The following is a 15643-nucleotide window of genomic DNA, read 5'->3' as shown; positions in this document are numbered from 1 at the left end:
CAAAGTTTAATGGTAGCATTTGAAGCAAGTAAATAAGCAACCTTTTCCAAGCCGATCAGTACTCAGCCGCGACTTAATTAAACCGGAGCGCATATGCTTTACAGATTAAAAAAATTAACAGTTTATTTACTGTTATCAACCTTAACCAGTACCAGCTTTGCTAATAATGATTTACCTGAAATTGGTACCGTAGGTGCGGGTGTATTAACCATTCAAAAAGAGAAACAATATGGCTGGGCATTTAAAATGATGGCCCAACAGTCGTTACCTATTGTACGCGATCCAGTATTAAATCATTACATTACTAGTCTCGGAGAAAACATTGTTAGCCATGCTGATTCAGTAAAATTACCCTTTGAATTCTTTTTAGTAGAGGACAGTGAAATCAATGCTGCGGCATTTTTAGGCGGCAATATAAAAATCAATACCGGTTTATTTCTTTACGCTGAAACCGAGAGTGAGTTAGCCAGTGTTATTGCTCACGAAGTCGCGCATATTACCCAGCGCCACCTTGCACGTATGTTAGAAAAGCAAGCACTGAGTAACCCTGCTTCCATGGCTGCATTAGCAGGTTCGGTTTTATTGGCGATTATCGCACCAGCGGCGGGATTTGCTGCGTTAACATCAACCTTTGCCATCAATATTCAAAATCAAATCAACTATACCCGAGCCAATGAATATGAGGCTGACCGAATCGGTATACAAACCTTAGCTAAGGCTGGTTATAATCCCTATGGCATGGCTGACTTTTTTGGAAAGCTAGCAGAAAAATATAAATATGCTTCTTCACAGCCACAAATGTTATTAACCCACCCGCTCCCTGAAACTAGATTGGCAGAGGCAAGGTTAAGAGCCAGTCAGTTTATCAATAAACACATGAAGAAAAGCCTCGACTATCAATTGAGTAAAGCACGTATTATCGTGCGATTTGATCAAGATAATACAGCGGCGCTAATCAGTCGTTACCGCAGTCAACTTACTAATCAAAGTTATCAACTTAAAGCTGCGGCGCAATATGGCTTAGCCTTAGCTTATTTTAAGAATAAACAGATGGACCTAGCCGAAAAATTAAATAACCAATTGTTAAGCGACGATCCAGATAATCTTTTCTATCTTGATTTAGCAACTGATATTTCACTGTCCACTAATCAAGATCAGCAAGCAATTAAGCGCCTTACTGATTACGAAAATAAGTTTACTAGCAATGCCGTTAGCACGTTAAACCTGGTTATTGCATTACAGGAAGATAAGCAATATGAACTTGCTGATAAAAAGCTTTCTTACTTTATCCGCAACAACCCTGAACATGTTTTAGCACATCTTATTGCCATTGATCTTTATAAAGAAACAAAACAAAAAGCCAAGGAGTTTGCCACCAAAGCGGAATACCTTGCTCTATTAGGACGCTTTAAAGAAGCCTCTGAACAGATGGGCTCTGCGCTCGCCTATACTGATAAAAAATTAGACCAAGCACGCTATAGCGCCAAAATAGAAGAGTATAAACAGGATGACTTACGATTGAAGGAACTACAGGAATAATGAGTTTGCTGTATCACCTGTTATTAAAGAAATGAAACAGGTGATACTAACTTAGCGGTAAATGCTTATTTGCTTAGATGTACTCGCTTAGATTTGTTTTTCAAAATGTAACTGATCGTTTGCTTTAGCAACAAAGCCCATCTTAATTAAATAATCACGGTGCATATAATGACTTGCCGCTGCTTTTAAGACCTGTATTCCTCTATTTTTTAAGAACTCTTTATGTGTTTTAAAGTAATAAGTCCCTAATTTATAGTCACGGTATTTGGGAACCACATAATCTAGATAGATTTCAAAGTGTCCCGCTTCATCTAAGTAACCAATTAATAATCCAGCGATATTATCATCACGCAGCATGTAAAAAACACGGTTAGCTCGATACAACTCCGCAAAGCTTGCCTGCTTTGTTATCTCCTCTTGATTATTAGTTAAGAAATGACGCAGGTACTCAGAATCTATAGATGTGGCAACTATCTTGAACTCTTCTTTGGTCGAGTAAATCTTGTATAAAAAATAGATATTAATAACAGCGATACCTAGGTTCATTGCCACTGTCGGCCATGAATTAATAAAATAGGCAAAGGCCGCAAATAATAAACAACCTATAAAGTTAATCAGACGTAACTTAATAATCGAACTCATGGTTAACGAAATCAATACCACTAATGATGCTGCATACCCAAACCATTCAACCCAATTTGTTGAAATTAACTCATACATAAAACTCACTCCAATAAAAACTAACAACACTGCTCGTATTCGGCAGTGTAAATACAAATCCCAAATTCAATTAAGACTAAAATCAAAAGTAGTTTAAATAAGTTAAGTATTTTTAATATATAAATAAACATAACTTATGATGCGCCTCTCTACTTTGCTAAAAATTTAAAGCGACTCCTTTTACCTACTTCACTGCACTACATATAAATGAATGATAAAACTAAATAAATACTATATTTAATCATCATTTTGTCACTATAATGAAACTTCATTTTTCTTACTAAACAAGATGAGCACCGCAATGGATCACAACCTGCTACTACTCTTTATTCCAACATTTTTTTCGTTTCGATTACTCCGGTATGTGCATGACATTAGCAATGACCTTAGGTATGACTATTGGTATTCGCCGCAGCTTATGGATGATGTTAGGAGAATTGGTCGGCGTTGGATTAGTCGCATTATCTGCATTAATAGGTGTCGCAACCTTATTACTTGCTCGCCCACAACTTTTCTTATTACTTAAATACGCAGGCGGGGCTTACTTACTCTACCTTGGTATTCAAATGTGGCGTTCAAGAGGGAAAATGGCAATCCCTTCTGCTCCAGTTGATAATGCCTCAGTCAAACGTTCAGCTTTAATTGCACAAGGGTTTATTACTGCTATCGCTAACCCTAAAGGCTGGGCATTTATGATTTCATTATTGCCCCTTTTATTAACCCAGATATTAATTTGTTACCGCAAGCCACTCAGTTAATTGCAGTTATCTTATGCTTTGAGTTAATCTGTATGTTGTTATATGCAACAGGCGGCAAGACCTTACGTCACCTATTACAGCAACAGAGCAGTGTTAAACTACTTAATCGTATTGCTGGGTCGATGATGATGTTAGTGGCGGTTTGGTTAGTGATCAGTTAATTCATTACAGGGGTTTCTATGACAATAATTCAAAAACACTTTGGTTTATTGCAACAGCTGGAAATCTGTTCCTACTGAGTTTATCTATTTACTCTCCCCATATCATCACCTTTATACTGCTATTCTTCTCACTGACTTACACTTTTGTTGGGTTATATGATTATTTTTATAGCCCACATACTTTAAACCGACTTTATCCTGTTGTTGCTTATTTACGTTATTTCCTTGAGTCTTACCGCGTTGAAATACAACAATACTTCATTGCTAACAATACCGAAGAAAGCCCCTTTAACCGCGAGCAGCGTTCGCTTGTTTATCAACGTTCAAAAAATCAACGTGACACCATGCCTTTTGGTACACAACGAGAACTACTCGAAAATAACTATTTAAGTTTATGGCATTCTTTAGCCCGGTGCACCTTACACAAGAAACGCAAGGTGTGTTAATTGGCCAACATAACTGTGCACAACCTTATACGGCATCATATTTAAATATTTCAGCAATGAGTTTTGGCGCTTTAAGTGGCAATGCCATTGAAGCGCTCAATTTAGGGGCCAAAAAAGCTAACTGTTACCATAATACGGGTGAAGGTGGTGCAAGCCCCTACCACTTTAAGCATGGTGGTGACCTCGTATGGCAAATTGGAACAGGGCTATTTGGTTGTCGCGACCAGCAAGGAAACTTTGATGCCAATAGCTTTCAAAAAACAGCCAGTTTACCAAATGTAAAAATGATTGAAGTGAAATTATCTCAAGGTGCGAAACCAAGTCATGGCGGCGTATTGCCTAAGGAAAAGATCACCGATGAAATTGCTAACATTAGACAAATAGAACAAGGTGAAGATTGTATTTCTCCAGCGGTGAACTCTGAATGTACTACTCCCAAAAAATTACTCTATTTTATTGAACGATTAAGAACATTAAGTGGTGGAAAACCTGTCGGTTTCAAGTTATGTGTAGGTAACCCAGCTGATTTTTTAAGTATTTGTAAAGCCATGCTGGCGACTGGTATCACACCTGACTTTGTTACAGTAGATGGCGCTGAAGGAGGAACGGGAGCAGCACCCGTTGAATTCTCGAATCGGCTAGGGCTTATGTGCATGGAGGGTATAAGCATCGTTAATAATGCCTTAAACGGCGTTGGGCTACGCCATAAAGTTAAAATAATTGCTTCTGGTAAAACAGCTTCTAGCTTTGATCTGCTTGCTAAAATCGCAGCAGGTGCAGACTTAGTCAATGCAGCAAGAACCATGATGATGGCAATCGGATGTGTTCAGTCCAGGAGTTGCAATACCAACCTATGCCCAACGGGCATTGCAACACAGGATCCAGCACGCTCTAAAGCACTAGATGTACAAATAAAAAGTGAACGTGTTAAACACTTTCATAATAATACACTCGCTAGCTTCTTTGAATTAGTTGGTGCAATGGGTTTAGACTCCCCGCTAAACTCACCACACAGATGATCAAAAAGCGCACTATTTGTGGTAACCAAGTGTCTATGGCTAGTTTTTCTGATCCATTAAATACTAATGATCTGATTGATAAAAAGGACCTAGGGGAGCCATGGCAAGCATGGTGGGAAGCGAGCAGCGCTGAGCAGTTTTTTGTCAATGATCTATTTATATTAAAATTGCCAACACCTTATACCAATTGTATTAAATAACTGATCTAAATTTTGCGCCGGAAAAATGGCTTAGTTTGAGGCGTAAGTTGATGTAAATGGTTGTTCCCTATACGAAACTTACAACGAAAAAATAAGTTGTTTTAACAAGTAAAATAGATCAGTTACTTACTATGATTGGTATTAGATATAAACAAAAGCGCGCCAACTCATTACTGAATTGGCGCGCTATCTTTTCTATACTGAAACCGGCTTATTTACTGGTAACAGTAATACCTTTATCTTCAATTACAATATGCCCTTGTTTATATAATTGGCCAATTGCTTTTTTGAAATTACCTTTACTCATTTTTAAAATCTTAGCGATTTTATCTGGGCTACTTTTATCTGATAAAGGTAAGAAACCATCATGTTGCTTTAAAGTTAATAGAATACGGTCAGCTAAACCATCCATCTTCGCGTAACCCGTTTGCGTTAAGCTTAAATCGATTTTACCATCTTCACGAATACGACGAATGTAACCTTTACATTTCTTGCCAATACCTAAATCACCAAACACATCATTTTCAAAAATAACGCCCCAGTGTTGATGGTTTATAATCGCTTTAAAACCAATATCAGTGCGCTCTGCGATCAGTAGGTCAACTTTATCACCCGCTTTATACGTGGCAGGCACTTTATCTAAGAAACGATCTAGCTTTGACGACGCTAATAAACGCTCGCTGATATCATCTTGATACACATAAACCACATAACCAAAGCCGGTTTTCATGGCCACTTTCTGTTGGTTAAATGGAACGAGTAAGTCTTTAGGTAAGCCCCAATCCAAAAATGCACCAGCACGGTTAGTATCTACTACTTTTAATGAAGCAAATTCGCCAGCGACTGCTTTTACATGTTGCGTTGTTGCGATTAAACGATCTTCTGAATCGTAATACAAAAATACAGAGATACTCTGTCCAATGCGCATTTCATCTGTGATGTAGCGTTTTGGTAAAAGGATTTCACCATAGTCATAGCCGCCATCTAAGTACAACCCAAAATCTACTTCTTTAACGATTTTAAGGTCGTTATAAGTACCTACTTTAATCATAATTTCTCTTTTTAAATAACCTTCAACAGTGAAGGTCTTATTGTGTTGGTTTATCAATCACCGCCACAGTCAAACGTGATGTACACACTAACTGTTGGCGCTCATTGCAAATTTGTATCTGCCAAACTTGAGTACTGTAACCAATATGAAGCGCAGTTGCTGTGCCGGTTACGACTCCTTTCTTAACGCTACGAAGGTGGTTTGCATTCACTTCTAAGCCAACACAAACCTTATCATCTCCGACCACTAAATTAGCAGCCACACTACCAATAGTTTCCGCTAATACAACCGATGCTCCACCATGTAATAAACCATGGGGCTGATGAGTTCGCTCATCAACTGGCATAGTCGCCTGTAAATAGTTATTGCCGATTTCAGTGTATTGAATGCCTAATAAGGCGATGATTGTATTTTCACTCAGCGCATTTAAGCGGCGTAAATCTGTACTCTTTTTCCAAATATCTTCCGCGTTTTTCATATTATTGTTAACCTTTTCTAGGATTACAATAGACTTAGTAAAGCCTGTACTGGGTGTTTTAAAGTTTCACCTTCAATACGTTTAACTTGGCTGCGACAAGAGTAGCCTGTTGCTAAGCATTGAGACCTTTCATGCTTGGCAATCTCAGCTTCCCAACTTAAGCTGTAAATAGCTTTCGAGTCTGCCAGTTTACCTGCATCGTGACCATAAGTCCCAGCCATCCCACAACAACCCACAGCAACATTCGATAAAGCACCACCAAAATGTTTAAAGATAGTAGCCCAATCATTGCCAGAAGTAGGTTCAGCGGTTTTTTCGGTACAATGCCCTAATAAATAGAACTGTTTGCCCTGCTCAGCTTTAGCTTGCTCAGGTAATCGTTTGATTAACCATTCTTGGAATAACTGAACATTAAACTCACCACGTTGCTCACCTAGGGCTTGTTTATACTCATCACGGTAACACAACACCATTGCAGGATCTGTTCCCACCATGGCAATATCTAATGCAGCCATTTCATTTAAAAAGGCAGCAGAATCCGCAGCCGTTTTTGCAAACTTAGTTAAAAAACCTTTAATATGCTGAGGTTTACCATTTGGTTTAAACGGTAATAACACAGGTTTGTAACCTAATTTTTTAATGGTTAAAAATAGGTCGCGTACAACATCTGCATCATAAAAAGTAGTAAATGGGTCTTGAACAATTAACACATACTTTTCACGCTCTTTTGCACTTAACGCCTGTAATTTCGCTAAGTCAAACTCACTGATATCATTGTTGTGTAAAGCTGTTTTTAAAGTAGGAGAAGAAAGCTGAGGGATGTCTACCATACCAACTACTTTTTCAGTTAATGCCGAAGTGACTTTCAAACCAGTAAAGAAGTTAAAGAAACCAGGCATTTTCCCCATTAACGGTGCATATTGCTCAACATAGGCAACAAAATAGTCTTTAACTGGACGTAAATAGCGATCGTGATACAAGTGTATAAAGCGCGATCTAAAGGTCGGTACATCCACTTGAATTGGACATTGGCTACTACACGCTTTACAGGCTAAACAACCTTGCATCGCTTCCATTACTTCATGTGAGAAGTCATATTCACCACCACGTTTTGCTAGTGTATTTTTAAATTTAGTAAAGATACTGGCATTTTTACCTGCATATAAGTCACTTTCTAACTGCAGAATATCAATATCATTGTTCGCCAATTGACGTAACCATTCACGCATTAAACCAGCACGGCCTTTAGGTGAATGAACGCGGTCACGGGTTACTTTAACCGACGGACACATGGGTGATTTAGTATCATAGTTAAAACATAAACCATTACCATTACAGTCCAAGGCTTGCGCATAGCTTTCACGTACTTGAATCGGGATTTGGCGATCAAAGCTGCCACGCTTAGGCGCATCAACACTCACTAACTCATCTGTTGAATCAATCGGTGTACAGATTTTCCCAGGGTTAACACGGTTATGTGGATCAAAAGCTGTTTTTATTTTTCTTAATTCAGTAAATAGTTCATCGCCGAAGAAGTCTGGTCCATATTCACTACGGAAACCTTTACCATGCTCACCCCACATTAAGCCTTTATATTTTGCCGTTAGGGCAACCACCTTATCAGAGATTTCACGCAACAGTTTCTCTTGCTCAGGGTCACACAGGTCTAATGCAGGACGCACGTGTAATACACCTGCATCAACATGCCCGAACATGCCGTAATGTAGACCTTTATCATCCAATAATTGACGGAACTCAATAATATAATCTGCTAAATTTTCTGGAGGTACACAGGTATCTTCAGCAAAAGCGATCGGTTTTGCTCTGCTATCGGCTTTACCCAATAAACCTACTGCTTTTTTACGCATACCATAGATACGGTTAATATCAGCAAGGTCACTACAGATTTGATAACCAATCACACCAGCTTGTTTATTTTCAATCAGGCCATCAAGCATAACAATTAATGCATCAATTTTTTCCTGTTGAATCCTTTGATCTGCCTCTGCAAACTCTACGATATTGATACCATCTAACACTTGCCCTGGTACATCACTGATCAAATCTTTTACGCTGTGCCAAACAATATCTTGTTTTGCTAAATTCAGTACTTTTGAATCAACTGTTTCAACGGATAATGCATTCGCTTTGACTAGGAAAGGAGCATTTTGTAATGCCGACTGGAAACTATCGTATTTGATATTGAATAAAGTACGGTAAGTAGGGATCGGCTGTACGTGTAACGTTGCTTCGGTGATAAAGGCTAAAGAGCCTTCCGCACCACATAAAATACGCGTTAAATCGACTGTGCCCGTTTCATGGTCGTAAACATGTTTTAAGTCATACCCCGTTAAGAAACGGTTTAATTTAGGAAAGTATCTTCAATGTTTTGCTGTTGTGTTTCGCAAGTATCAATAACCTGACGGTAAATCGCACCCACAGAGTCTTGGCGCTCTACTTGGCTAATTAAATCAACAGCTGTTAATGGTTTGCTGTCTAGTACACTACCGTCAATTAATACCGAAGTCAGACCTAAAACATGGTCACTGGTTTTGCCATAAATTAATGAGCCTTGTCCTGATGCATCATTACTGATCATGCCACCAATGGTCGCGCGGTTACTGGTTGATAAATCAGGCGAGAAGAATAAACCATGTGGTTTAAGGTATTCGTTTAATTGGTCTTTAACCACCCCAGTTTGAACACGTACCCAGCCCTCTTCAGCATTTATCTCTAGTATATTATTCATATACTTAGATAAATCTAACACTATATCATTGGTTAAGGATTGGCCATTTGTCCCAGTACCACCACCACGAGGAGAAAAACGAATATCTTCAAACTCAGCAGATTGTGCAAGTTGACAAACCGCCACAATATCCTGTGTTGATTTCGGGAAGATAACCGCTTGAGGTAAACATTGATAAACACTATTGTCCGTTGCTGCAGCTAAACGACTAGCATAACTTTTCGCTATTTCACCGGAGTAATCGCTTTCTGATAACGCTTGCATAAAAGAAAAAGTATCTTGTTTAATATTTTCTTGGTGGTTTAAATTTGGGATCATGTAAAAAACGCTCTAGTCCAGTAATGATATTTTAGAAGATAAAATAGACACTGATAATAGCATAATTAACCAACAATTAAGCACTTTAAAAAACAGGGGTATTGTCTTAATGACCTGCTATTTCATTTAGTGTATTGCTGTTAATGGTGTAATGATAAGGGCCGCACAACCTCAAATCATTCATCGCTTTCAAGCCTTTTATCTACGGGGGTTACACAGGTTATATTGTTTATATAAGCTGATTAGAGGGTGACTTAGGGTAATCTAAACAGCTTATGTTTTATCGCTTATTTATATTTTAGAAAGCGTAATTAGTTAATTTGTTTTTAGGTGGAAAACTCGGCTCTTCGACTACTGGCTCTGGTGTAGCCGGAACGGGTTTCACTTCTGGTGTTGGCGCAGCTATCACTACCGGCGCTAATTGCTCATAATTTTTTTGTTTTTCGCTTAAACATGAAAACATTAAAGTGGTTTTTGTCTCATTGCCAAAAAAGCCAGAATATTCATTTAAATGTTTCACTTCCATATAGCGTTGTTGTTCAACACAATATTCATTTGCCTGTGAAAGAATTGAAGATAACAATTGATCTTCTTCACTTGAAAAAGCAGAGATCTCTTTGCTGATGATATAGCTATCGGGACCGGCTGGAATAGGCCCTACAGAGACAGTTGAACAACCGCCTAATAACGCAAAACCAGATATAATTATGAGTGCTTTGATAACCATTGCGACTTTCTCTATTTATTCTAATTTAAAACAGGGCATAACATGCCTACATAAGGCGAGATTCTACGTTATTTAAATATAAATTTCACGTTTTACCCAAAGTTCAATAATTTTAATGAATAAAAGTTTGACCTGACTATATTAGCATTGAAAGGCAAGTCTGCATTTTGAAAAGATCTTCATTATTAACCGATCATTAACGGGGATTTTAAACATAAAAAAGCCAATATTATCATCTTATAATATTGGCTTAATAGGGTTGCTCTAATCTGTTGTATTGTTGTTACTTAAGCAATAAATCGCAAATAGTTTGTACGCCATGACCTTTACCACCAGCAGCCCAAAGACCATTGGCAGATAATTGGTAACTGCCAGATAAATCAAAGTGCAGCCAGTTTTGCTCTGGATGTTTCACAAATTTAGCTAAAAAGGCTGCCGCTGTAGATGCCCCAGCCATGCTCTCACCACCACTGTGAATATTCGCAATATCAGCAAATGACGAACCAATCTGTTGAAGATGGAAAGACTCTAATGGTAAACGCCATAGTTTTTCGTTGGTCTCTTTTGCTGACGCTAACGCTGCTTCCACAAATTCATCATCCATGCTTAACACACAGTTGTAATCACGACCCACGGCAACTTTCGCAGCACCTGTTAATGTTGCTGCATCAATAATGCGCTGTGCTTCATCTTCTTGCGCTGCAATTAAACCATCGGCTAACACTAAACGCCCTTCCGCATCAGTATTTAATACTTCAACAGTCACTCCGTTTTTATAGGTAATGACATCACCTAATTTGAAAGCTTTATCACTGATCATATTTTCTGCACAACACAGGTATAACTTAACACGCTTTTGTAAGCCATTAGCAATTGCTAAGGCTAATGCACCCGTTACTGTCGCTGCGCCGCCCATATCACTTTTCATCGCAGCCATTGACGCACTTGGCTTCAAGCTATAACCACCTGAGTCGAAGGTAATACCTTTGCCGACTAAAGCAATCTCAATCGGTGCATCACTATCACCCGTTGGATTATAGTCAACTTGCAGCATACAAGGTGCATGAATACTCCCCTTACCCACATTATGAATACCCACAAACCCATGCTCAAGTAACGCTTCCCCAGCGATCTCATTAGTTGTGATCCAGCTTTTATCAGGACATATATCAGTTAACAAGGTAGCCGCTTTTTCACTTAACACTGTTGGAGCAAGTGCATCTGGTCCTAAGTTAATGGTTTCTCTCACCCATTCGCTGATACGCTTTTTATTGTGTAGTGTGGTCATTGATTCTTCATCTAATTCCGGGAACGTCACCGTTGCACCGCTTTTAGCGTTATAAAAACCTTGACTGAAAGCCCAACATAAATCTGAGTTCCACTGTTCACCAACCAGTTCAATACTAGGTAACGACATTCCATCGAGCTTACGCGCAGCACTTTGTACCTGTGATAAAACATCATTAACATAGTTGATATGGATGGTCGCTTGTTGCTGATCAAAAGATAATAACGCATGCTCACCCCATACTGGGCTGGCTTTTTGATCCGATAGATTAACTAAAAATGGCTGGCTCATAATATTCCTAGATTGAAAGTGATTTACACTTATATTAACTGCCTCATTGCTTTTTTAGCAAAGGAAATTGTATTAAAAAAGAAATTACAATGGGATTAATAAAGAGATGGAGTTTAATTTTAGAAAATAGTCTCGAGCGTGATAACCATGGCAGGTGATCACGCTACAAGACACTGATAATTGAATCGTTATGTCAACGACAACCGATTTATTAACAATAGATTATAGGCTTTTAGCGCCTTGCTTAAAGCTTTCCCATAAAGGAGACATATCACGTAAACGGCCTACGTTTTCACGAATAACTTTAATCGCATAATCTATTTCGGCTTCCGTGGTGAAACGGCCAATACTAAAGCGGATAGAACTATGTGCTAGCTCATCTTCACGTCCGATTGCACGTAATACGTATGAAGATTCAAGGCTTGCAGAGGTACACGCACTACCAGAAGACACCGCTAAATCTTTTAATGCCATCACTAATGACTCACCTTCAACATAGTTGAAGCTGATATTAATATTGCCTGCTACACGATTGTCTAATGAACCATTAATGTAGATCTCTTGCATACTCTTAACACCCTCTAATAGGCGTTGACGTAATGCTAAAATACGTTGATTTTCACTTTCCATCTCTTCTTTTGCAATACGGAAAGCTTCACCCATTGCGACAATTTGATGTGTTGGTAATGTGCCACTACGCATACCACGCTCATGGCCACCACCATGCATTTGTTCCTCTAAACGAATGCGTGGTTTACGGCTAACGTATAATGCACCAATGCCTTTAGGGCCATAGGCTTTATGTGCAGAGAAAGAGATAAGATCCACCTTCATCGCTTGTACATCTATCTCAACCTTACCCGCACTTTGCGCCGCATCTACATGTAACACTGTGTTATTAGCGCGGCATAATTCACCAAATGCAGCGATATCTTGAATAACCCCAATTTCATTATTCACATGCATTAGGCTCACTAAAATAGTGTCTTCACGCATTGCTTGCTGTAGTTGTTCTGGAGTAATAATACCGTCTTCTGGTGGTGTTAAATAAGTCACTTCAAAGCCTTCATGCTCTAATTGGCGACAGGTATCTAATACCGCTTTATGCTCTGTTTTAGCCGTAATAATGTGTTTACCTTTATTTTGATAAAAGTGCGCGGCACCTTTAATCGCAAGATTATCTGATTCAGTTGCACCAGAAGTAAACACAATTTCACGTGAATCAGCGTTAATTAATTCAGCCACTTGTTCGCGTGCGATATCAACGGCTTCTTCAGCTTGCCAACCAAAACGATGTGAACGCGAGGCTGGGTTACCGAAGTCACCATCCACTGATAAGTATTTAACCATTATGTCAACAACGCGCTGATCAACGGGGGTCGTTGCTGAATAATCAAGATAAATTGGTAATTTCATTTTTTCTCCGCTGCTGTTATTTGGCTATAATATTCAGCAGTTCACTATTGATAAACTTATTATTTTGTTGCTCAGAGACATTTTGCACATGCTCACTTGCCATTAACTCTTGTAATGTAATTCCGTCCAGAAAAGAGCTAATACGCATACTTAATTGCTCCCATAAAGCGTGCGTTAAACACTCCACACCATCTTCTTGGCAGCCACCTTTACCAGCACATTTACGCACATCAACACTTTCATTGACCGCGTCAATGATCATGGACACTGATATTTCTGATTTACTTTTGCCTATTTTATAGCCCCCACCAGGGCCTCGGACACTACTAACTAACTGCTTTTGTCTGAGTTTAGAGAATAATTGCTCTAAATATGAAAGTGAAATTCCTTGGCGCTCTGAAATGTCAGCGAGTGGTACGGGTCCTGTATGCTCTTTTATTGCAACGTCTAGCATTGCAGTGACCGCATAACGGCCTTTGGAAGTTAATTTCATAATAGAGTTCGCTATAATAAGAGTTGATGATTCAACCAGTGCAAGACTGGTGATATAACACTCTCAGTATAAATACCCGACAGTTTTAGTCAAGTATCAAACTCTATACCTTAATTGGTCTTATTTTTTGCTATCGTTTTTGTTATTTCTTGGATTTTCTTCAAGACTTTCTACCGACTTTTGCATGCTACTAAAAATACCACGTAACATTTTTAACTCATTAATTTCAGGTCTTGCTCTATTAAATAGACGACGTAATTTATCCATTACTAAACCAGGGTGAGCTGGCACAATAAAGCCAATTTGGAATAAGGTTTTTTGAAGATGTTCAAGCATACCTTCAAATTCAGAAGCTCGAGGGTACTCTTCTACTACTTCAGGAAAAGATTCAGAAGCTAAATAAGCCATACGCACTTCATAGCTTAATGTTTGTACTGCCATCGCAAGATTCAATGAACTATAGTCAGGATTTGCTGGAATAAACACGTGGAAATGACACTTTTGAAGTTCATCATTAGTTAACCCACTGTTTTCACGACCAAATACTAATGCTACTTTATGTTTTTTACCTTCTGCAGCTGCTTTTTCACCCATTTCTCTAGGGTCAAGCATAGGCCAGTTAAGGGTTCTAGGGCGAGCACTTGCACCAACCACTAAACCACAATCAGCAATCCCTTCATCGAGTGTTTTATATACTTTATGATTTTTAAGTACATCACTTGCGCCTGCAGAAAGGGCAACAGACTTACCATCCACTTCACATTCAGGGTCAATCAACACCAAATCGGTCAAACCCATCGTTTTCATAGCTCGAGCAGCACTGCCAATATTGCCTGGGTGAGAGGTACCAATTAATATAATACGCACATTGTCTAGCATTGTTTTTCCTTTGTGATCCTGTGATTTTTTTGAGCGCAAAGTTTAGCACTATTCAATTAACAACTAAACTAGTGCAAAGGTGCATTTATCATATAATGCTTAATAAACAGGCTAAATTTTGAACAATTAAATTATTGCACAATAGTGTGACCTGTGTATAATTCGCGGCCGAAGGAATTTCCCTTCATGTTCTTTTAAAATCTAATGGTGATCCAATGCATCCAATGTTAAATATTGCGATTCGTGCTGCGCGTAATGCGGGTAAAGTAATTGTTAAAGGTTATGAAAATTTAGAGTCAGTTGAAGTGGAAGAAAAATCCCTTAATGACTATGTAAGCAGCGTAGATAAAGAAGCTGAATTAGCAATTATTGGTACGTTACGTAAATCTTACCCAGACCACAGCTTTGTTGCTGAAGAGTCAGGTATCGATAATGGTAAAGATACAGATCACCAATGGATTATCGACCCACTAGATGGGACAACAAACTTCATTCGCGGCATACCTCACTTTGCTGTATCAATTGCATTAAAAATTAAAGGCCGTACTGAAGTCGGTATCGTATTCGATCCTATCCGCAATGAATTATTCTCTGCTGTTCGTGGTCAAAGCGCTCAAATCAACGGTTACCGTACTCGTACAAGTTCAGTGCCTAAACTAACTGGTACATTATTAGCGACTGGTTTCCCGTTTAAGCAAAAATACAACCTTGAAGCTTACTTAAACATCTTCCAAGATTTCTTTAACGATGTCGCTGATATGCGTCGCGGCGGTAGTGCTGCCCTTGACCTAGCTTACGTTGCAGCAGGCCGTATGGACGGTTTCTGGGAATTTGGTCTAAAACCATGGGATATTGCAGCAGGCGAATTATTGTTAAAAGAATCTGGTGCCATGATGACTGATTTTAACGGTGGTAATGATTACTTCAAATCTGGTGATGTTGTTGCCGCTAACCCGAAACTATTAAAAGAGATGTTAACCGTTATTCGTAAGCAAAATGCTTAATTGAATATAGTGACAAACTAACCATTAGATATAAGCCAGGACTTTTGTTCTGGCTTTTTTTTACCTATTTTTAGCCACTACATAATTCCCCTACATTTCCTCACTA

The 15643-nt window shown here is 38.8% G+C and carries 10 protein-coding genes and 3 pseudogenes; 4 read left to right on the top strand and 9 right to left on the bottom strand.

Annotation, left to right across the window (positions count from 1 at the left end; all coding sequences use genetic code 11):
• The first annotated feature begins 93 nt into the window (after positions 1 to 93).
• Positions 94 to 1539: a M48 family metalloprotease gene (locus tag ACLKL2_RS18275; protein WP_413692719.1), complete on the top strand. Its 1446-nt coding sequence runs from the start codon at positions 94 to 96 to the stop codon at positions 1537 to 1539.
• 87 nt (positions 1540 to 1626) lie between these two features.
• Here the strand turns inward: ACLKL2_RS18275 and ACLKL2_RS18270 are convergent, their stop codons facing one another.
• Complete coding sequence (locus ACLKL2_RS18270) at positions 1627 to 2316, bottom strand: YgjV family protein (protein WP_258546828.1); 690 nt, start codon at positions 2314 to 2316, stop codon at positions 1627 to 1629.
• A gap of 244 nt (positions 2317 to 2560) precedes the next feature.
• Here ACLKL2_RS18270 and ACLKL2_RS18265 point away from each other — a divergent pair.
• Both ACLKL2_RS18265 and ACLKL2_RS18260 read left to right on the top strand, forming a co-directional pair.
• Positions 2561 to 3178, top strand: a pseudogene (locus tag ACLKL2_RS18265) (LysE family translocator).
• Between the two features lie 18 nt (positions 3179 to 3196).
• Positions 3197 to 4843: pseudogene (locus ACLKL2_RS18260) on the top strand (FMN-binding glutamate synthase family protein).
• A gap of 211 nt (positions 4844 to 5054) precedes the next feature.
• Here ACLKL2_RS18260 and ACLKL2_RS18255 read toward each other — a convergent pair.
• The 8 genes and pseudogenes from ACLKL2_RS18255 to trmJ all read right to left on the bottom strand — a co-directional run bounded on the left by ACLKL2_RS18255 (position 5055) and on the right by trmJ (position 14533).
• The gene (locus ACLKL2_RS18255) at positions 5055 to 5894 is read right to left on the bottom strand and encodes a CvfB family protein (protein ID WP_413692718.1); all 840 of its coding nucleotides are present in this window, start codon (positions 5892 to 5894) and stop codon (positions 5055 to 5057) included.
• Positions 5895 to 5931: 37 nt separating this feature from the next.
• A complete protein-coding gene (locus ACLKL2_RS18250) occupies positions 5932 to 6372 on the bottom strand; it encodes a hotdog fold thioesterase (RefSeq protein ID WP_413692717.1) in 441 nt (146 codons plus the stop codon).
• 23 nt (positions 6373 to 6395) lie between these two features.
• Positions 6396 to 9439 (bottom strand): annotated as a pseudogene (gene ydiJ, locus ACLKL2_RS18245) (D-2-hydroxyglutarate dehydrogenase YdiJ).
• A gap of 298 nt (positions 9440 to 9737) precedes the next feature.
• On the bottom strand, positions 9738 to 10166 hold the full coding sequence (locus ACLKL2_RS18240; RefSeq protein WP_113818955.1) for a hypothetical protein: 429 nt from the start codon (positions 10164 to 10166) through the stop codon (positions 9738 to 9740).
• A 283-nt stretch (positions 10167 to 10449) separates the two neighbouring features.
• Positions 10450 to 11745: an aminopeptidase PepB gene (pepB, locus tag ACLKL2_RS18235; RefSeq protein WP_113818956.1), complete on the bottom strand. Its 1296-nt coding sequence runs from the start codon at positions 11743 to 11745 to the stop codon at positions 10450 to 10452.
• A 222-nt stretch (positions 11746 to 11967) separates the two neighbouring features.
• A complete protein-coding gene (locus ACLKL2_RS18230) occupies positions 11968 to 13161 on the bottom strand; it encodes an IscS subfamily cysteine desulfurase (protein ID WP_413692716.1) in 1194 nt (397 codons plus the stop codon).
• 16 nt (positions 13162 to 13177) lie between these two features.
• Positions 13178 to 13654, bottom strand: a complete 477-nt coding sequence (locus ACLKL2_RS18225; protein ID WP_413692715.1) for a Fe-S cluster assembly transcription factor — start codon at positions 13652 to 13654, stop codon at positions 13178 to 13180.
• Positions 13655 to 13774: 120 nt separating this feature from the next.
• Positions 13775 to 14533, bottom strand: a complete 759-nt coding sequence (gene trmJ, locus ACLKL2_RS18220; RefSeq protein WP_113818959.1) for a tRNA (cytosine(32)/uridine(32)-2'-O)-methyltransferase TrmJ — start codon at positions 14531 to 14533, stop codon at positions 13775 to 13777.
• A 215-nt stretch (positions 14534 to 14748) separates the two neighbouring features.
• Between trmJ and suhB the strand changes: the two genes are divergently transcribed.
• Complete coding sequence (gene suhB, locus ACLKL2_RS18215) at positions 14749 to 15537, top strand: inositol-1-monophosphatase (protein ID WP_413692714.1); 789 nt, start codon at positions 14749 to 14751, stop codon at positions 15535 to 15537.
• Positions 15538 to 15643: the final 106 nt, after the last annotated feature.

The organism is Psychromonas sp. KJ10-2 (genome assembly GCF_047323255.1).
In the GTDB taxonomy this organism is placed as follows: Bacteria; Pseudomonadota; Gammaproteobacteria; order Enterobacterales; family Psychromonadaceae; genus Psychromonas.
The sequence above is the reverse complement of the archived record's forward strand: the minus strand, read 5'-3'. Positions and strand labels throughout refer to the sequence as shown.